This window comes from Sinorhizobium sp. BG8, from assembly GCF_016864555.1.
In the GTDB taxonomy this organism is placed as follows: domain Bacteria; phylum Pseudomonadota; class Alphaproteobacteria; order Rhizobiales; family Rhizobiaceae; genus BG8.
The window spans coordinates 2,356,627-2,376,325 of record NZ_CP044011.1 but is presented as its reverse complement, the minus strand read 5'-3'; the positions used below and the strand labels follow the sequence as shown (position 1 = coordinate 2,376,325).

The 19,699-nt window shown below is 61.0% G+C and carries 16 protein-coding genes; 1 reads left to right on the top strand and 15 read right to left on the bottom strand.

The window, feature by feature from the left end; genetic code table 11:
* Positions 1–76 precede the first annotated feature (76 nt).
* Positions 77–3,574, bottom strand: a complete 3,498-nt coding sequence (gene dnaE, locus F3Y30_RS11115; RefSeq protein ID WP_203422804.1) for a DNA polymerase III subunit alpha — start codon at positions 3,572–3,574, stop codon at positions 77–79.
* A gap of 416 nt (positions 3,575–3,990) precedes the next feature.
* Between dnaE and F3Y30_RS11110 the strand changes: the two genes are divergently transcribed.
* Complete coding sequence (locus tag F3Y30_RS11110; RefSeq protein ID WP_203422803.1) at positions 3,991–4,569, top strand: hypothetical protein; 579 nt, start codon at positions 3,991–3,993, stop codon at positions 4,567–4,569.
* 26 nt (positions 4,570–4,595) lie between these two features.
* Here the strand turns inward: F3Y30_RS11110 and F3Y30_RS11105 are convergent, their stop codons facing one another.
* The 14 genes from F3Y30_RS11105 to nuoH form a co-directional block, all read right to left on the bottom strand.
* Positions 4,596–5,282 (bottom strand): ABC transporter ATP-binding protein, encoded by a 687-nt coding sequence (locus tag F3Y30_RS11105; RefSeq protein ID WP_203422802.1) that lies wholly within the window; start codon positions 5,280–5,282, stop codon positions 4,596–4,598.
* A 13-nt stretch (positions 5,283–5,295) separates the two neighbouring features.
* Positions 5,296–6,603 (bottom strand): lipoprotein-releasing ABC transporter permease subunit, encoded by a 1,308-nt coding sequence (locus F3Y30_RS11100; protein ID WP_203422801.1) that lies wholly within the window; start codon positions 6,601–6,603, stop codon positions 5,296–5,298.
* Positions 6,604–6,615: 12 nt separating this feature from the next.
* Entirely contained in the window at positions 6,616–7,941 is a 1,326-nt protein-coding gene (gene proS, locus F3Y30_RS11095; protein WP_203422800.1) for a proline--tRNA ligase, read from the bottom strand.
* Positions 7,942–8,734: 793 nt separating this feature from the next.
* A complete protein-coding gene (locus F3Y30_RS11090) occupies positions 8,735–9,004 on the bottom strand; it encodes a DUF1467 family protein (RefSeq protein ID WP_203422799.1) in 270 nt (89 codons plus the stop codon).
* Positions 9,005–9,136: 132 nt separating this feature from the next.
* The gene (mce, locus tag F3Y30_RS11085; RefSeq protein ID WP_203422798.1) at positions 9,137–9,541 is read right to left on the bottom strand and encodes a methylmalonyl-CoA epimerase; all 405 of its coding nucleotides are present in this window, start codon (positions 9,539–9,541) and stop codon (positions 9,137–9,139) included.
* A gap of 56 nt (positions 9,542–9,597) precedes the next feature.
* Positions 9,598–11,265, bottom strand: coding sequence for a ribonuclease J (locus F3Y30_RS11080; RefSeq protein ID WP_203422797.1), 1,668 nt, complete (start codon positions 11,263–11,265; stop codon positions 9,598–9,600).
* A 17-nt stretch (positions 11,266–11,282) separates the two neighbouring features.
* A complete protein-coding gene (locus tag F3Y30_RS11075) occupies positions 11,283–12,023 on the bottom strand; it encodes a biotin--[acetyl-CoA-carboxylase] ligase (protein WP_203426578.1) in 741 nt (246 codons plus the stop codon).
* 23 nt (positions 12,024–12,046) lie between these two features.
* Positions 12,047–13,489, bottom strand: a complete 1,443-nt coding sequence (gene nuoN / locus F3Y30_RS11070) for an NADH-quinone oxidoreductase subunit NuoN (protein ID WP_203422796.1) — start codon at positions 13,487–13,489, stop codon at positions 12,047–12,049.
* 17 nt (positions 13,490–13,506) lie between these two features.
* Positions 13,507–15,018 (bottom strand): NADH-quinone oxidoreductase subunit M, encoded by a 1,512-nt coding sequence (locus tag F3Y30_RS11065; protein ID WP_203422795.1) that lies wholly within the window; start codon positions 15,016–15,018, stop codon positions 13,507–13,509.
* Positions 15,018–17,015 (bottom strand): NADH-quinone oxidoreductase subunit L, encoded by a 1,998-nt coding sequence (gene nuoL, locus F3Y30_RS11060; RefSeq protein ID WP_203422794.1) that lies wholly within the window; start codon positions 17,013–17,015, stop codon positions 15,018–15,020. The genes F3Y30_RS11065 and nuoL overlap by 1 nt, the downstream gene beginning before the upstream one ends.
* 7 nt (positions 17,016–17,022) lie before the next feature.
* Entirely contained in the window at positions 17,023–17,331 is a 309-nt protein-coding gene (gene nuoK / locus F3Y30_RS11055) for an NADH-quinone oxidoreductase subunit NuoK (RefSeq protein WP_203422793.1), read from the bottom strand.
* Positions 17,332–17,357: 26 nt separating this feature from the next.
* Entirely contained in the window at positions 17,358–17,972 is a 615-nt protein-coding gene (locus F3Y30_RS11050) for an NADH-quinone oxidoreductase subunit J (protein WP_203422792.1), read from the bottom strand.
* 141 nt (positions 17,973–18,113) lie between these two features.
* The gene (gene nuoI / locus F3Y30_RS11045; RefSeq protein WP_203422791.1) at positions 18,114–18,605 is read right to left on the bottom strand and encodes an NADH-quinone oxidoreductase subunit NuoI; all 492 of its coding nucleotides are present in this window, start codon (positions 18,603–18,605) and stop codon (positions 18,114–18,116) included.
* Between the two features lie 34 nt (positions 18,606–18,639).
* Positions 18,640–19,686, bottom strand: a complete 1,047-nt coding sequence (gene nuoH / locus F3Y30_RS11040; protein ID WP_203422790.1) for an NADH-quinone oxidoreductase subunit NuoH — start codon at positions 19,684–19,686, stop codon at positions 18,640–18,642.
* Positions 19,687–19,699: the final 13 nt, after the last annotated feature.

Below are 19,699 nucleotides of genomic sequence, written 5' to 3'. Positions count from 1 at the left end.
AGAGCAACCCGGTCCGATCAGGCACAACGGCACGATCCGCCGCCGGGCCAGCGTTCACCTCAGCAAGGTTTTGCCCCTAGACCAGTTCCACGTCGATCACGCCTGGCGCCGTGCGCAGCGCGGCGGCAATCTCCGGCGAGATCCTGTAGCGCTCGTTCAGCTCCACTTCGATCTCGCGCTGGCCGTTGTCCTTGATGACGATAAAGGAGACGAGGCCGTCGCCCTTGGCGTTGAGATGCGAGGCGATGGATCGCAAGGGGCCTGAATCGCGCACATAGACGCGTAGCGCCTTCTGCTGCTGAAGGGCTTCTTCCTCCAGGGAGCGCAATGTCTGGATACGCATACCGATCCCCTCCGGCCGCTCTTCCGCCTGCACCGTCATCACCAGCGATTTCCCGGGCTCCAGCAGGTCACGGTACTGGTTCAGCATCTCGGAGAACAGCACGGCCTCGAACTGGCCCGAGGCATCGGAGAAGGCGACGATCCCCATCTTGTTGCCGGTGCGTGTCTTGCGCTCCTGCTTGGAGGTTACAGTGCCGGCGAGGCGTCCTGCCGTTGCGCCCTTCTTCACTGCCGCTGCAAAATCCGAGAAGCCTTGAACCCGCATCTTCGCGAGCATCACGTTGTAGGTGTCGAGCGGATGGGCGGAGAGGTAGAAGCCGAGCACCTGGAACTCCCGGTGCAGCTTCTCGGATGCGAGCCAAGGCGTGTAGGAGGGAAATGAAATGACCTCCGGACCGGTTGCGGCGCCCGCACCGAACATGTCGCTCTGGCCGCTTGTCTTGTTTTCCTGCGCACGTTGGGCATAGCCGAGCAGGCGGTCCATCCCGCCGATCAGCGCGGCACGGTCATGGCCGAAACAATCGAAGGCACCTGCGGAAATCAGGCTTTCAAAGACGCGCCGGTTGACGAACTTGGGGTCGATCCTAAGGCAAAAGTCCTCGAGGCTTTCGAAGGGACGGTCGCCGCGCACGTCGACGATGTGCTGAACCGCGGCCTCGCCAACGCCCTTGATTGCCGCAAGCGCATAGTAGATGCGGTTTTCGCCGGTCTCGAAATGAGCAAACGACGTCTGCACCGAAGGCGGCACGACCTTGATGCCGAGGCGCGCAGCATCCTGCCTGAAATCGTTGAGCTTGTCCGTGTTCGACATGTCGTAGGTCATCGACGCGGCGAGGAACTCGACTGGATAGTGCGCCTTGAGGTAGGCCGTCTGGTAGGAGACGATGGCGTAGGCGGCGGCGTGCGACTTGTTGAAGCCGTAGTTCGCGAACTTGGCGAGCAGGTCGAAGATGAGGTCGGATTGCGGCTTGGAGACGCCGTTCTTCACCGCGCCCTCGACGAAGCGGGCACGCTGCTTGTCCATCTCCTCCTTGATCTTCTTACCCATGGCGCGGCGAAGCAGATCGGCCTCGCCGAGAGAGTATCCCGACAGAACCTGGGCGATCTGCATCACCTGTTCCTGGTAGACGATAACGCCCTGGGTTTCCTTCAGGAGATGATCGATCATCGGATGGATCGATTCGATCTCCTCTTCACCGTGCTTGCGGGCGTTGTAGACCGGGATGTTCTCCATCGGGCCCGGCCGGTAGAGGGCCACGAGCGCGATGATGTCCTCGATGCAGTCCGGACGCATGCCGATGAGCGCCTTGCGCATGCCGGCACTTTCAACCTGGAAGACGCCGACCGTTTCGCCGCGCGACAGCATCTCGTAGGTCAGGCCGTCATCCAGCGGCAGGCTTTCGAGCTTCACCTCGATCTCGCGCTTGCGGATGAAATCCACCGCGGTCTTGAGAACGGTCAGGGTCTTCAGCCCGAGGAAGTCGAACTTCACGAGGCCGGCCTGCTCCACCCATTTCATGTTGAACTGGGTGACGGGCATGTCGGAGCGCGGATCGCGATACATCGGCACGAGCTGCGACAGCGGCCTGTCGCCGATGACGATGCCGGCGGCATGCGTCGAGGCGTGGCGGTAAAGCCCCTCGATCTTCTGGGCGATGTCGAGCAGGCGTGCGACGACCGGCTCGTTCTCCGCCTCTTCCTGCAGCTTGGGCTCCTCCTCGATCGCCTTGTAGAGGGGCGTCGGGTTCGCAGGATTGTTCGGCACCAGCTTGCAGATCCGGTCGACCTGCCCGTAGGGCATTTCGAGGACTCGCCCGACATCCCGCAAGGCCGCGCGCGCCTGCAGCGAACCGAAGGTGATGATCTGCGCCACCTGTTCGCGGCCATACTTCCGCTGGACGTAGCGGATCACCTCTTCGCGGCGGTCCTGGCAGAAGTCGATGTCGAAGTCCGGCATCGACACACGTTCGGGGTTCAGGAAGCGCTCGAACAGAAGAGAGAACCGCAGCGGATCGACATCGGTGATGGTCAGCGCATAGGCGACCAGCGAGCCTGCACCCGAACCACGGCCGGGTCCGACGGGTATGTTCTGCTGCTTGGCCCACTTGATGAAGTCGGAAACGATCAGGAAGTAGCCCGGAAATTTCATTCGCTCGATGACGCCGAGCTCGAAATCAAGGCGCTCCACATAGTCCTCGCGCGAATAACCCGGCGAAAGGCCGAGCTTGTCCATTCGCTCTTCCAGCCCTTCGGCCGCCTGGCGGCGGAGTTCCGCGGATTCGGCACGCTCGGCCTCCGCGGGATCGTCGGTGGCACCGGTGAAGCGCGGCAGGATCGGCCCACGCGTCTTCAGGATGAAGGAGCATCGCCGCGCAATCTCGACGGTGTTCTCGAGCGCCTCCGGCATGTCGGCGAAGAGCGCCGCCATGTCCTTCCGGCTCTTGAGGTAGTGATCCGGCGACAGGCGGAAACGGCTGTCGTCCGACACCATGGCATTGTGCGCGACGGCCATGAGAGCGTCGTGAGCGTCGTAGTCGTCCGGCGACGGAAAGAACGGCTCGTTGGTCGCGACCAGCGGCAGGTCCTGTGCATAGGCGAATTCGATCATGCGGCGTTCGTGCTGCCGGTCGTAGCGTCCGTGCCGCTGCAGCTCGACATAGAGGCGATCTCCAAAGAGCCGCTTCAGCGCGGAGAGCCTCGAGGCCGCGACCGTAGGCTGGCCCGCGATGAGTGCCATGTCGACGGGTCCCGTGGAAGCGCCCGTGAGGGCGATGAGCCCTTCAGTGCCCTCCTCCAGCCAGGAAAGCGCGATGCGCACAGACTGGCCGCCCTCGCCGCCGAGATAGGCGCGGCTCACCAGTTCAACAAGGCGAACATAACCCTCCTCCGTCGCAGCGAGCAGGACCACGGACGGGAGCTTGGCAAGCTGGGCCTGACCGCCGCGCCGCTCACCGTCACCTTCGTCCTCCATGTCGATCGAGAGCTGGCAGCCGATCACCGGCTGAATGCCGTCGCCGACCGCCTTCTGGGAAAATTCCAGAGCCGCAAACAGGTTGTTCGTGTCGGTGATGGCAATGGCCGGCTGGCCGTCCGAGACCGCCTTGCCGACAATCTTCTTGATGGGCAGCGCCCCTTCGAGCAGGGAAAAGGCCGAATGCACCCTCAGATGCACGAAAGCCGGCGATCCTTTCGCCTCGTCTCCGGAAACCGTCGCCGTCGTATCACCCGCCATACCTGCACCTCATCGAAGAAGAGGTGACGATACACGGATTCGCCGCTCGTGAGTCCATAACGGCAGCGCACGACCGCCCTTTTCCCCGATATCAAACGGAGGGACCACGCAGAACCAAACACCCGGGCGGCCGATTGCGACTGCGAAGGTAGTCTCTACATTCCGAGGATGATGACGGAGAAGCTCGCCACGAACATGGCCATGGATGCGAATGCAGCGAGGTCACGCAGAAAATCGGTCATTGCAAGGCTCCCTTTCTTTGTATGTTTTTATTTTGTTCTATTTTTGTTCACGTGTCAAGCGAGCCATATCGCGACGCGGATCCGGAAGGCCAGACGCGTCTGGACAATCGGAAGGGATCGAATAGTCTCGTTTCACCTGATCCCGCCGCACGAACCGGAGCCCCGGAACCATCGATGAAACGTCTCTTGCCGCTGATCCTTGCCGCGCTTTTGCCGATGCCGGTCGGCGCCGCCGATTTTCCGGCCGACAGGATCGTCGCTGCCGCAGGCGGAGACTGGAACAAGGATGCCAATCCCGACCTCGCGCTGATCGCAAAGCCCGAGGAAGGCAGCGACGACGACAACGGCATCTATATTTACATCAACAAGGGTGACGAAAAGCGGCTCGAGCTGGTCACCGCACTTCCCAACAAGGTCTGGGGAAACTACGCCATGTTCGGCCAGGAGCCGGAACTTGCCGCACTTGCTAACGGCTCGATCGCAATCACCACGAAGAACGATGCTGTCGGGCGAGACCGCTGGCGGCAGACGCTGACGGTCGCCTACCGCAATTTTGACTTCGTCGTGGCAGGATACACCTACTCGTCCTACGATACGCTCGATCAGAACAATACGACCGAATGCGATTTCAACGTCCTGACCGGCAAGGGGAAGGTCAACAGCAAGGCACTCACCGTGAAGGGCGAGCTGGTTTTGCTCAAGGACTGGGACGACCAGATCGGTCAGAAGGCTTGCGGCCTCGGCGGCGAGTAAGGGGCCGCCCGCAGCACCGAAGCCGTTTAGCGCAGTTCGTGCACCTTGCCGTCCTCGATCGTGACACGACGATCCATGAGGGAGGCAAGCTCGTGGTTGTGGGTTGCGATCAATGCCGCGAGCCCCGACTGGCGAACCAGGGCTTCCAGCGCCTCGAACACATAGCCGGCCGTCTCCGGATCAAGGTTGCCCGTCGGCTCGTCCGCAAGAAGAACCATTGGCGCGTTGGCGACCGCGCGGGCGATCGCGACGCGCTGCTGCTCACCGCCGGAGAGCTCCGAGGGGCGGTGTTCGGCGCGATGGCCGATGCGCATGTAGTCCAGCAACTGGGCCGCGCGCACCCGAGCTTCCGCCTTGGAAAGACCGGAGATCAGCTGCGGCATCATGATGTTTTCCAGCGCGGAGAATTCCGGCAGGAGATGATGGAACTGGTACACGAACCCGATTTCAGCTCTTCGGATGGCCGTACGCTTCTCGTCGTCGAGATTGCCGCACGAGACCCCGTTGATCATCACCTCGCCCGCGTCCGGCTTCTCCAGAAGGCCGGCGATGTGAAGGAGCGTCGACTTGCCGGTACCGGAAGGCGCCACCAATGCCACCGTCTCGCCGCTGCGCAAGGTGAAATCGGCTCCCTTCAGGATCGAAAGCAGCGTCTCGCCCTGGCCGTAATGGCGCTCGACGCCGGACAGTTGCAATGCCACGCGTGCATTCATGGAAATGGTCTTCCTATTCGTAACGAAGGGCCTGGACGGGATCGAGCCTGGATGCGCGCCACGCCGGGAAGATGGTCGCCAGGAAGGAGAGGAGAAGTGCCATGACGATGACGGAGACGGTTTCGCCTGCGTTCATGTCGGCCGGCAGCTGACTCAGGAAGTAGAGCTCGGGGTTGAACAGCGTCGTCCCCGAGATCCAGGAAAAGAACTGGCGGATCGATTCGACATTGAGGCAGACGATGACGCCGAGAAGCACGCCCGCGAATGTTCCGACCGTGCCGATCGCGGCCCCGGTCATGAAGAAGATCCGCATGATCGCCCCGGAACTCGCACCCATGGTGCGCAGGATTGCGATATCGCTGCCCTTGTCCTTCACCAGCATGATGAGGCCGGAGATGATGTTGAGCGCGGCCACCAGCACGATCAGCGTCAGGATCATGAACATCACGTTCCGCTCGACTTCAAGCGCGGAGAAGAAGGTGCGATTGCGCTGCCGCCAGTCGGTTATGTAGATCTGCCGCCCGGCCGCCGCCTCCACGGATTCGCGCAGGTCGTCTATGCGATCAGGATCGGAAACGAAAAGCTCGATCGACTGCACGATGCCTTCGGCATTGAAGTAGAGCTGCGACTCTTCCAGCGGCATGTAGATGATCGATGCATCGTATTCCGACATGCCGATCTCGAAGACAGCCGAAACGGGATAGCTCTTCACGCGAGGATTGACGCCGAGCGGCGTGACGTCACCCTCGGGCGCCACCAGCGTTATCTGCTGACCTGCTCGGATGCCGAGCGCCTCGGCCATGCGGGCGCCAATCGCCACGCCGTTACCGGCAGCAAAACCGACGAGATCGCCTTCCTTGATATGGTCCGAGACCATCTTCATCTTGGTCAGGTCTTCGGCGCGAATGCCGCGGACCAGCGCGCCGGTACCCGCGCCGCCCGGCCCGGAAGCCAGCGTCTGCCCCTCGACGAGCGGGATGGCCATGGTCACGCCGGGCACCGCGGAGAACTTCTCGGCGAGCGCAGCGTAATTATCCAGCGGCCCGTCGATCGGCTGCACGATCATGTGGCCGTTGATGCCCAGAATTCGCGAGATGAGTTCCGTACGGAAACCGTTCATCACCGCCATCACGATGATGAGCGTCGCCACGCCGAGCATAATGCCGATGAAGGAGAAACCCGCGATGACCGAAATAAACGCTTCCTTGCGGCGGGACCGCAGGTAGCGCCAGGCGACCATTCGTTCGAAAGCGGAAAACGGGCGGCTTGCCAGCCGGCTTTCCACCGGCCTCTCAACTTCGCCGCTCGCTGCCTCTGCCATGATGTCTCCGGATCAGTTAGCCGTCACTCGGGCGATCGCCGCCTCGACGGTCAGGGTCTCGCGTGCGCCGGTCTTGCGGTCCTTCACTTCCACTTCGCCATTCGCGACGGAACGCGGGCCGGCAATGATCTGAAGGGGCGCACCGATGAGGTCGGCCGTGGCGAACTTGGTCCCTGCCCGGTCGTCCGTGTCGTCATAGAGGGCATCGACGCCCGCGTTGCGGAGCGCCGTATAGATCTGCTCGCAGGCACCGTCGCAGCCTGCGTCGCCGGCCTTCATGTTAATGATGATCGCTTCGAAGGGGGCGACCGCCTTCGGCCAGATGATGCCGTTCTCATCGTGCGATGCTTCGATGATCGCCGGCACGAGACGGGTCGGTCCGATGCCATAGGAGCCCATGTGGACCGGATGCTCCTTGCCGTCGGGGCCTTGTACCTTCGCGCCCAGCGGCTCGGAGTATTTTGTGCCGAAATAGAAGATATGGCCGACCTCGATACCGCGGGCCGAAAGCCGTTCACCCTCGGGGATGGCGTCGAACGCGTCCGCATCGTGCATTTCGGACGTTGCGGCGTAGAGGGAGGTCCACTTGTCGAAGATGCCGCGGAGACCCGCAACGTCGTCGAAATTGGTATCCACGTCCGGAATGTCGAAGTTCAGGAAGTCCTTGTGGCAGAACACTTCGGACTCGCCGGTCTCCGCCAGGATGATGAACTCGTGGCTGAGATTGCCCCCGATCGGACCCGTGTCGGCGCGCATCGGAATGGCGCGCAGTCCCATGCGCGAGAAGGTACGCAGGTAGGCAGCGAACATACGATTGTAAGCGTGCTCCGCGCTTTCGCGGTCAAGGTCGAAGGAGTAGGCGTCCTTCATCAGGAATTCGCGCGATCGCATGGTGCCGAAACGCGGACGGATCTCGTCACGGAACTTGAGCTGGATATGGTAGAGATTGAGCGGCAGGTCCTTGTAGGACTTGACGTAGGAACGGAACACGTCCGTGATCATCTCTTCGTTGGTCGGACCATAGAGCATCGGCCGGTCCTGCCGGTCCTTGATGCGCAGCATCTCCTTGCCGTAGGCATCATAGCGGCCGCTTTCCTGCCAGAGCTCGGCAGACTGCAGCGTCGGCATCAGCAGTTCGACTGCGCCGGAGCGGTTCTGTTCCTCACGGATGATCGCATTGACCTTGTCGAGCACGCGCTTACCCAGCGGCAGCCATGTATAGATGCCGGAGGAATTCTGCTTGATCATGCCGGCGCGAAGCATCAACCGGTGCGAGACGATCTCCGCCTCCTTGGGGTTTTCCTTCAGAATGGGCATGAAAAAGCGAGAGAGGCGCATGGCAGGGTCCAGTTGATGCTTCCGCCTAAACGAAGAATCGGGCGAAACGACGTTGATTTTCACGCGTACATAAACGCTTCATCGCAGGAAGGGAACCCGGCGGAAGGGTCTCGGACGGCAATCTTGAACTGCGAAGGTGCGGCAACCGGAGCTTCGTAAGCCGGCTCGAAAAAGAGCCCGTCAATAACGGAAATTGCGGGAAGTTTGTCAACGGAAAAAAAATATTCCAGTGTATCAAAAATGCAAAAAAAGCGGATGACAACGCCTAAGGTTTGGGCTAGGTTCAGGCCACAAAAGAGGCAGGGAGTACAAATTCCTGTCATTTTCGCGGTCAAGTCTTGGGAGGATCAGATCTTTGGCGCGCGCAGACGCTGCCACCGGCAACGGATAAAGATCACGCGATACTTTAAAAACAGGGCTTTCAGCCTTGTTTTTTTTTGCCTTCTCGAAACCGCTTTAGAAGCCCGCTATTACAGATTTGTGACAACGCGTCGGCAAATTTCACCCGTCCGGCGGATTTGTATGATTTTCTTGCTACCAATGGTCGAAATGTACCCGGTTCGCATCCACCGACATACGGCGGAAGGCGTAGGTGCCAACAAGCGAATGAACCGATTCAGGGTACAAATTCCAGCTGGACGAAAAAAATGAAAAAAACGTCCGGGCCGCATATTCCGAGGGGTAGTCGCACCTATACCAATGATTGAGGCGCGACACGCGTTGCCGATCCGGCATCCCTTTGTCGGAGGCAAGACAAGCGTGCGCCCGTCACATCTCCAACCCCGTCTTGGGATCAGTCAAATTTCGGTGCGAATTGCGGGATGGAGTCGATGCCATAGCCGTACTTCACCGAAGCGACATACCAACAGCCGTAGATGATCGCGGAGACGATGGTCGTCATCAGGACTACCCGGCCAGCGCGGAAACGGGCGGGCGCGCTCTCCACGCTTCCCAGCACGACCTCGTTTTCTTCCGCCTGGGTCTTCAGGCCGAATGGCAGAACCGCAAAGAGGGTCAGCCACCAGACGATGAAATAGACGGCGAAGATCGAGAATAACTGCATCGAATGCGTCCTTGATGGGCCTGCGTCTCTCCGGCAAGCCCTGACCGATGGCAATGGCGAAACGTGACGCCGGTGCGGCTTCTAATACCCCCGCCGGCGATCGAATTCAAACCCGATGCAAGCGACGTGCTGTCACACCTGCTCAAGCTCGATCAGCGTACCGAAGAAGTCCTTGGGGTGGAGGAACAGAACCGGCTTTCCGTGGGCACCGATCTTCGGGTTACCGTCCCCAAGAATGCGCGCTCCACCCTCGACCAGCCTGTCGCGTGCCGCGAGGATGTCCTCCACTTCGTAGCACACGTGGTGCATGCCGCCGGACGGCGACTTCTCGAGGAAGGAGGCGATGGGCGACGCCTCCCCGAGCGGCTCCAGCAGCTCGACCTTGGTGTTCGGAAGTTCCACGAAGACGACCGTCACGCCGTGCTCGGGAAGGGCCTGGGGGGCGGTGACCGTTGCACCGAGAACATCACGATAGGAGCCGGCCGCAGTAGCGAGATCCGGAACGGCAATCGCGATGTGATTCACGCGGCCTAGCATCACTTCTTCTCCCGGTCACAAAGTGGTTACGGCCGCAGGCAGCAGCCGTCAGGTGGTCATACCTTCGTCACGAAGACCGTGACGACGGGCTTCTTGCCCCAGGTGTCGTTTGCCATTGCCCGAACGGCCCGGCGCACGGCCTCCCTGACGGTCGCGAGATCCTTGCGTCGCGCGCGGGGAATGCTCTCGACGGCACCCAGTACCGCGTCATAGAGCGTATCGCCCATGTCCTCGCCCTCGTCGTCGAACTCGGGCAAGCCGTAGGGCTCCACCTCCGGATCGCCGAGGAAATCATAGCGCTCGTCCAGGATGACATTGACCGAGACGTGGCCGACGAAGGAGAGCTTGCGGCGATCGCCGATCCCCATCTCCTCGTAGTCCCCGATGAGGTTGCCGTCCTTGAAGATACGCCCGTGCGGCGCCTCGCCGATGACTTCCGCCGGCCCCGGAGCAAGCCGCAGGATGTTGCCGTTGCGCACCCTTGGGACCGACAGGACGCCGGACTGTTCGGCGAGTTCCGCCTGCGCGGTCAGATGCGCCGCCTCGCCGTGAACGGGTACCACCATCTGCGGGCGGGTCCAGGCATACATCTGCTGCAATTCGTTGCGGCGTGGATGACCCGAGACGTGCACGAGTGCCTCGCTGTCCGTCACGATATGGAGACCCTGTTCGATGAGGCCGTTCTTGATGTCGTTGATCGCCTTCTCGTTGCCCGGAATGGCGCGCGACGAGAAAATGACCGTGTCGCCGGCCGTGAAGGCGACGTCACGCATTTCGTCGCGCGCGATCTTCGCAAGCGCCGCGCGGGGCTCACCCTGGCTGCCGGTCAGGATGACCACGACCTTGTCACGCGGAATGTAGCCGAACTCGTCTTCCGCGATAAAGGGCTTCAGTCCTTCCATCAGGCCAATGTCGCGCGCAACGTTGGTCACGCGCTTCATCGAACTGCCGAGAAGAAGAACCTCGCGGCCGGCAGCTTCCGCGGCTTCCGCGATCGAGCGAATACGGCCAACATTCGAGGAGAAGGTGGTGATCGCCACCCTGCCCTCGGCTTTTTCGATGATCTGGCGCAGGCTCTCCGAAACTTCCTGTTCGGACGGGGACACGCCGTCACGCTGTGCATTCGTGGAATCGCAAACGAGTGCCAACACGCCCTCGTCTCCGATCGCCCGGAAACGCGCCTCGTCCGTCAGAGGCCCAAGCGACGGTGCCAGGTCGATTTTCCAGTCGCCCGTATGGACAACATTTCCGAGCGGAGTGCGGATCACAAGAGACATCGGCTCGGGGATGGAATGGTTGACGCCGACGGCTTCCACCTCGAATGGCCCGATGTTGATGCGGTCGCCCTGCTTGAAAATCGTGATCGGGATGTCGCCACGGCTGCGTTCGTAGTCACGCTTTGCCTCGAGCATGCCGGCCGTGAACGGCGAGGCATAGACCGGCACGTTCAATCCCGGCCACAGCTCGTTCAGGCCGCCATAGTGGTCCTCATGGGCATGGGTGATGACGATGCCCTTGAGGTTCTTGCGTTCCTCGGCCAGAAACCGGATATCCGGCAATACAAGATCGACGCCCGGAAGCTCCGGCCCCGGAAAGGTCACGCCGCAATCGACCATGAGCCACTGGCGGTTTCCGCGCGGACCATAGCCGTAGAGCCCGAGGTTCATGCCGATCTCGCCGACGCCGCCGAGCGGTACGAACACCAGTTCTTCTTGTTTTGCCATTTTTTGCTTTATTCCAACTATCCGAAAAATACATCGCCAGCGGCGATCAGGCGTGTGCTGCCATCGTCCATTTCTAGTTTAAGCAGTCCTGTATCATCAATTCCCGCGAAAAGCCCGGAAATTGAACGGTCCGGCAGATTCACCGTGATCCTCTCGCCGATCCCGCCCGCGACCTTGCGCCATCGCACCATGATCTCATCGATGCCCCGACCGCTGTCCCAGAGCGCGAGCACATCCGCCATCTCCCGGAAAAGGTGGGCGAAGAGCTCCTGGGGCGACGCAGATGCACCGAACTCCCGAAGCGTCGCAACCGGATAGAGACCCACGTCAGGTGCAACGGCGACATTGATGCCGCAACCGATCACCACTGCCTGGCGCCCGTCCCTCATCGTCTCGCTCTCCACGAGAATGCCGCAGACCTTCCTGCGCTCGACTAGAATGTCGTTCGGCCACTTGATCAGAACGCTCGGCGCGGCGACCGGCATCACGCACGAGATTGCCGACTGCACGGCGACCGCTACGGCGAGCGGCAGGGAGGCAAGGCTCGCATGCGGCGCCGGATCGACCAGGAGCAGCGAGGCGTAGAGGTTTCCTGCCTCCGACTGCCACGGGCGGCCGCGCCGGCCACGCCCGACGGTCTGACGCTCTGCCGTTATCCAAAGACCTGAAAGCGCGCCGTTTCGGGCGCGCTCCAGGCATTCCGTATTCGTGGAGCCGGTTTCAGCCAGCGCCTCGTGCCGGAAGTCGTCGAGCGACATCCGGCGGGGGCCGTCAAACGTGCTCAAAAGAACGTCCGCGCGGCGGCCTCGGCGGCAGCCCCGATCGGGCCACCGATCAGCACGTAGCCGGCAACGAAGAGACCGGCCAGGCCGAACACCAGCTTCAGTTCACCGGCGGTGCGGGCGAACTCGCCCGTCGCCTCGTCGAACCACATCACCTTGATGATGCGCAGGTAATAGTAAGCGCCAACAACGGAAGCGAGCACGCCGATGATGGCAAGCGCATAGAGATGCGCCTCGATCGCCGCCATGAAGACGAAGTACTTGGCGAAGAAGCCTGCAAGCGGCGGGATGCCAGCCAGCGAGAACATCAGGATGGTCAGGACCGTCGCCATGAAGGGGTTCGTGGTCGAGAGCCCAGCAAGGTCATCGACGTTCTCGACGTTGCCGCCTTCCTTGCGACGCATCGCGAGGATGCAGGCGAACGTACCCAGCGTCATGATCATGTAGATGAGCATGTAGAGTGCGACGCCGCGCACACCGGCCATCGAACCTGCGGCAAGACCGACAAGCGCGTAGCCCATGTGACCGATGGACGAATAGGCCATCAGACGCTTGATGTTACGCTGTCCGATCGCGGCGAAGGAGCCGAGCAGCATCGAGGCGATCGAGATGAAGACGATGATCTGCTGCCAGTCCGCAGCGACCGGTTCGAACGCCTCGATAACGATGCGCACGAGCATAGCCATCGCCGCCACCTTCGGCGCACCTGCGAAGAATGCGGTCACAGGTGTCGGAGCACCCTCGTAGACGTCCGGCGTCCACATGTGGAACGGTACCGCCGAGATCTTGAAGGCAAAACCTGCAAGCACGAAGACGAGGCCGAAAACGAGGCCGAGCGAGCGACCTTCGGTCGAGATCGCCGTTGCAATCGCTTCAAAGCCGGTGTGGCCGGTGAAGCCATAGATGAGCGACATGCCGTAGAGCAGCATGCCCGAGGACAGCGCGCCCAGCACGAAGTACTTCAGGCCAGCTTCCGTCGAGCGGAGGCTGTCGCGATTGATCGCCGCCACGACGTAGGCGGCAAGAGACTGAAGTTCGAGCGCCAGGTAGACCGAAATCAGGTCGTTGGCCGAAATCATCAGCATCATGCCGAGCGTCGCCAGCACGATCAGGACGGGAAACTCGAACCGGTCGATCTGCTCGGAGCGGGCATGCCCCACGGTCATCACCATCGCGGTGACGGAACCGATCAGGGCAAGAACCTTCATGAACTTGGCGAAGGGATCCGAAAGGAAGGCGCCGCCATAGGCAGCCCCCTCACCCGTAACCATCACCAGCCAAAGGCCGGCAATGATGAGCAGGGCCACGGCAAGGCCGGTCACCGTGCTCGCCGAGCGTTCGCCGGAGAAGACACCGATCATCAGCAGGAGCATCGCGCCAAGCGCAAGAATGATCTCGGGCGTCGAGAGCTGAAGGCTGGCAAGGATTGTATCAGCGGTCATGTCGGAAAGTCCCGTCGTCAGTTCATCGACAGCGCAACAGATTGCGCCGCCTCAAGAGCTGCGGTGTAGTTATTAAGAAGCGCATCGACCGAAGCCGCCGTGGCATCGAAGACCGGTGCAGGATAGACGCCGAAGAGGATCGTCAGGGCAACGAGAGGATAGAGAATGATCTTCTCGCGCGCCGACAGGTCGAGCAGCGCCTTCAGGCTTTCCTTCTCCAGCGCACCGAATATCACGCGGCGATAGAGCCAGAGGGCATAGGCTGCGGACAGGATGACACCGGTGGTGGCGAAGAAGGCGACCCAGGTGTTGGTGCGGAATGCGCCAAGCAGGGTGGTGACTTCGCCGATGAAGCCCGACGTACCCGGAAGACCGACGTTAGCCATGGTGAACACCATGAAGGCCACGGCATACTTCGGCATGTTGTTGACGAGGCCGCCATAGGCCGCGATCTCGCGGGTGTGAAGCCGATCGTACACCACGCCGACACAGAGGAAGAGCGCGCCGGAGACGATACCGTGGGAGAGCATCTGGAACAGAGCGCCCTGGACCCCCTGCACGTTGGCAGCAAAGATGCCCATGGTCACGTAGCCCATGTGGGCGACCGACGAGTAGGCGATCAGCTTCTTGATGTCGTCCTGCATCATCGCCACCAACGAGGTGTAGATGATCGCGACGACGGACAGCGTGAAGACGAACGGCGCGAAATAGTCGGATGCCAGCGGGAACATCGGGAGCGAGAACCGCAGGAAGCCATAGCCGCCGAGCTTCAAGAGAATGCCAGCCAGGATGACCGAACCCGCGGTCGGCGCCTGAACGTGCGCATCGGGAAGCCAGGTGTGGACCGGCCACATCGGCATCTTCACCGCGAAGGAGGCGAAGAAGGCAAGCCATAGCCACGTCTGCATATGCGCCGGGAACTGGTAGGCGAGCAGTTCCGTGATGTCAGTCGTTCCTGCCTGCCAGTACATTGCCATAATGGCAAGCAGCATCAGCACGGAGCCGAGGAGCGTGTAGAGGAAGAACTTGTAGCTGGCATAGACACGGTCCTTGCCGCCCCACACGCCGATGATGATGAACATCGGGATGAGACCGGCTTCGAAGAACACGTAGAACAGCACGATATCGAGCGATACGAACACGCCGACCATGAACACTTCCAGGATGAGGAAGGCGATCATGTATTCCTTCAGGCGCTTCTCGATCGAGTTCCAGCTCGCCAGAACACAGAAGGGCATCAGGAAGGTCGACAGGATGACGAACAGCATGGAGATGCCGTCGACGCCCAGATGGTAGGAAATGCCTGTTCCGAGCCACTCGTGCTTCTCGATCATCTGGAAGCCCGGGTTCGAATAATCGAAGCCGGCCCAGATGAAGAGCGACAGCAGGAAGGTGAACACCGTCGTCAGCAGAGAAACGTTCAGAATGTTGCGCCGGCCGTAGACGCCGTCTTCACGCGTCAGCAGCAGCAGCACCACACCGACGAGCGGAAGGAAGGTGACCGCGGAAAGAATGGGCCAATCGGTCATCAGAGAGAACTCCCGAGCATCATCCATGTGGCGAGTGCGGCAATTCCGAGCAGCATCGCGAATGCGTAGTGATAGAGGTAACCAGTCTGGAGACGGACGACGCGATCCGTCACGTCGATGACGCGAGCCGCGACACCGTTCGGCCCGAGGCCGTCGATGACCGCACCGTCACCCTTCTTCCAGAGGAACTTGCCGACCCACATGGCGGGGCGGACGAAGAGGAAATCATAGAGCTCGTCGAAGTACCACTTGTTCAGCAGGAACCTGTAGAGCACGCGATGCTGGTCGGCCAGGTACTTCGGCGTTTCCGGCGAGCGGATGTACATGTACCAGGAGACGATGAAGCCGAGCGACATGGCGACGAAGGGGCTCCACTTCACCCACAGGGGAACGTGGTGATATTCCTCCAGGATCTCGTTCTCGGCGGACGTGAAGAGCGCGCCCTTCCAGAACTCGACGTAGTGGTGACCGAAGAAGTAGTCGTGGAACAGCACGCCCGCGAGCACCGCGCCAGCGGCGAGGATGTAGAGCGGAACCAGCATCACGGCCGGAGATTCATGCACATGGTGCATGACGTCCGACGAAGCGCGCGGCTTGCCGAAGAAGGTAAGGAAGGCAAGGCGCCACGAGTAGAAGCTCGTGAAGAGCGCGGCGATGACCAGCAGCGTGAAGGCGAAACCGGAGACCGCGCTGTGCGAAGCGAAGGTCGACTCGATGATGGCGTCCTTAGAGAAGAAGCCCGCAAAGCCGATGAGCGTACCGGGGATGCCGAGGCCGGTAAGGGCCAGCGTGCCGATCGTCATCATCCAGAAGGTCACGGGGATGTGCTTGCGAAGGCCACCCATGTAACGCATGTCCTGCTCGCCATCGACGGCGTGGATAACGGAGCCCGCACCAAGGAACAGAAGTGCCTTGAAGAAGGCGTGCGTGAACAGGTGGAAGATAGCCGCGCCATAGGCGCCGACGCCGAGGGCGACGAACATGTAGCCGAGCTGCGAGCAGGTCGAATAGGCGATCACGCGCTTGATGTCGTTCTGCACGAGGCCGACGGTCGCCGCGAAGAAGGCGGTGATGGCACCGATCACGGTGACGACGGTCAGAGCATCCGGAGAAAGCTCGAACAGGGGCGACATGCGGGCGACGAGGAAGACGCCTGCGGTCACCATTGTTGCGGCATGGATGAGAGCCGAGACCGGGGTCGGGCCTTCCATGGCGTCCGGAAGCCAGGTGTGCAGCAGGAACTGCGCCGACTTACCCATCGCGCCCATGAAGAGCAGCAGGCAGGTCGCCGTCATCGCGTCGGCCTTGTCGAGGTGCATCCCGAAGAGGTTGATGATGGGTTCAGCTGTATCGGCCGCGCCTTCAGCAGGCAGGAACGAGGCAGCGGACGCAAAGATCGTCTCGAGGTTCACCGATCCGAACAGGACGAAGACGCTGAAGATGCCGAGCGCGAAGCCGAAGTCGCCGACGCGGTTGACGATGAATGCCTTCATTGCAGCGGCGCAGGCCGAGGGCTTCTTGTACCAGAAACCGATGAGCAGGTAGGAGGCAAGGCCGACGCCTTCCCAGCCGAAGAACATCTGAAGCAGGTTGTCGGACGTCACCAGCATCAGCATGGCGAAGGTGAACAGCGACAGGTAGGAGAAGAACCGCGGGCGATGCGGATCGTGATGCATGTAGCCGATCGAGTAGATGTGGACGAGCGTCGACACCGTGTTCACGACGACAAGCATCACAGCCGTCAGCGAGTCGACGCGGAACGCCCATTCGACGTCGAACGTGCCAGACTGGATCCAGCGCATGACGCTGACCCTGACCATCTCTTCATGGCCAAGAGCCATGTTGGAGAACACGATCCAGGAAAGAACCGCGGCGATGATCATGAAGCCGCTGGTGATGTATTCGGATGCCTTGGCGCCGATGGCGCCGCCGCCCAGGCCGGCGATCAGCGCACCGATCAGCGGCAGGAAAACTATGGCCTTGATGATCGTATCCATGAGCCGATCAACCCTTCATCATGTTGACGTCTTCGACCGCGATCGAACCGCGGTTGCGATAGAAGACGACGAGAATTGCAAGACCGATCGCAGCCTCGGCTGCCGCCACGGTCAAAATGAACAAAGCGAATACCTGGCCGACGATATCGTTGAGGAAAGCGGAGAACGCGACCATGTTGATATTGACCGCAAGCAGGATGAGTTCCACCGACATCAGGATGATGATGACGTTCTTGCGGTTCAGGAAGATACCGAAGACGCCGAGGGTGAAGAGAATGGCGCTAACGGTGAGATAGTGGGAAATACCGATTTCCATGATGTGGGTTCCTTAGCTCCGTCCGCTCACACGCCCTGCCCGGGCTTGACCTTGACCACTTCGACCGCAGTCTCCGGCTTGCGAGCAACCTGCCTGGAGATATCCTGACGCTTGATATGTTCCCGATGGCGCAGCGTCAGCACGATGGCGCCGATCATGGCGACCAGAAGCACGAGGCCGGCGATCTGGAAGAAATAGACGTAATGGGTGTAGAGCACGTCCCCGAGCGCCGCGGTATTGGTCCGCTCGGTCACGGCCGGGATCGGCATGGCCACATTCTTGGCGATTTCCGGCGACAGCGTGGAGCCGCCCACCACGATGATCAGCTCTGCCGCGAGGATCAGGCCGACGAGCGCTCCAACAGGCGCATGCTCCATGACGCCGGCGCGCAACTCCGCGAAATCGATGTCGAGCATCATCACGACGAACAGGAAGAGCACCGCAACCGCGCCGACATAGACGACGAGGAGGATCATGGCCAGGAACTCGGCGCCGGTCAGCAGGAAGAGCCCGGCCGAGTTGAAGAAGGTCAGGATCAGGAACAACACGGAATAGACCGGGTTGCGGGACGCGATCACCATGAACGCCGACCCCACGGCCACAAAGGCGAAGATATAGAAGAATAGAGCCTGGAGACCCATGTTGGTGCCTTTTCGTCTTCCGCGGAAGGGTCTGGCTTCAAAGCCCCCTTCCCGCCTCGGCCCGGTGTATTCGCCACCAGGCCCATGCCTATCACTTGCAGTGCCGCCGCTTCTTCGAGCGCCGGCCTCAACTCAATTCTATCAGCGGTAGGGTGCGTCGATCGCGATGTTGCGCGCGATTTCGCGTTCCCAACGGTCGCCGTTATCGAGGAGCCGCTGCTTGTCGTAGTACAGTTCCTCGCGAGTTTCCGTCGAGAACTCGAAATTCGGACCTTCCACGATCGCGTCGACCGGGCAGGCTTCCTGGCAGAAACCGCAATAGATGCACTTCACCATGTCGATGTCGTAGCGCACCGTACGGCGGGTGCCGTCGTTGCGGCGCGGGCCGGCCTCGATCGTGATTGCCTGGGCAGGACAGATCGCCTCGCAAAGCTTGCACGCAATGCAGCGTTCCTCGCCGTTCGGATAGCGGCGCAGAGCGTGCTCGCCGCGGAAGCGCGGCGAAACCGGACCCTTCTCGAAGGGATAGTTCAGCGTGGCCTTGGGCCGGAAGAAATAGCGCATCGACAGGAAGAAGGCGCCAACGAATTCCTTGAGGAACAGCGAACCGACGGCTTGCGAAATACTAGCCATTACAAAGCTCCAATGTTGCCGAAGTCACTGATGGTCATGCGGTCCATCCTGTGAGCTTCAGCACGAATGCAACGATCACGACCATGGCCAGCGACAGCGGGAGGAACACCTTCCAGCCTAGACGCATGAGTTGGTCGTAGCGGTAGCGCGGCACGAATGCCTTCACCATCGCGAACATGAAGAAGACGAAGCCTGCCTTCAGCAGGAACCAGATGATGCCCGGTACCCAGTTGAACAGCCAGAAATCGACCGGGGGCAGCCAGCCGCCGAGGAAGAGGATCGTGGTCAGTGCGCACATCAGGCAGATGGCGGCATATTCGCCGAGCATGAACATCATGTACGGCGTGGAGCCATACTCGACCATGAAGCCTGCGACGAGTTCGGATTCAGCTTCCGGCAGGTCGAAGGGCGGACGGTTCGTTTCCGCCAGCGCCGAGATGAAGAACACCACGAACATCGGGAACAGGGCCAGCCAGTGCCAGTCGAGGAACGAACCCGGCAGGCCGATCATCGTGCCGATGCCGTCGCGCTGGGAATTCACGATGTCGGTCAGGTTAAGCGAGCCGACGCAGAGAAGAACCGTGACGATGACGAAGCCGATGGACACTTCGTAGGAGACCATCTGCGCAGCCGAACGAAGCGCGCCGAGGAACGGGTACTTCGAGTTCGAAGCCCAGCCGCCCATGATGATGCCGTAGACCTCGAGCGAGGAAATCGCGAAGACGTAGAGTATGCCGACGTTGATGTTGGCGATGACCCAGTTCTCGTTGAGCGGGATAACGGCCCATGCCGCAAGCGCCAAGGTGACCGAGACGAGCGGAGCAAGGAGGAAGATCGCCTTGTTGGCGCCCGCCGGAATGACGGGCTCCTTGAAGACGAACTTCAAAAGGTCGGCGAAGGACTGGAAAAGCCCCCACGGCCCCACCACATTGGGTCCACGACGCAGCTGAACTGCAGCCCAGATCTTACGGTCTGCGAGTAGAATGTAGGCGATGAAGAGGAGGAGCGCGACCAGAAGCAGGAGCGACTGGCCGATCATGATGGCCGCGGGCCATACGTATGTCGAAATGATAGAGTCCATGATGCCTTAATCC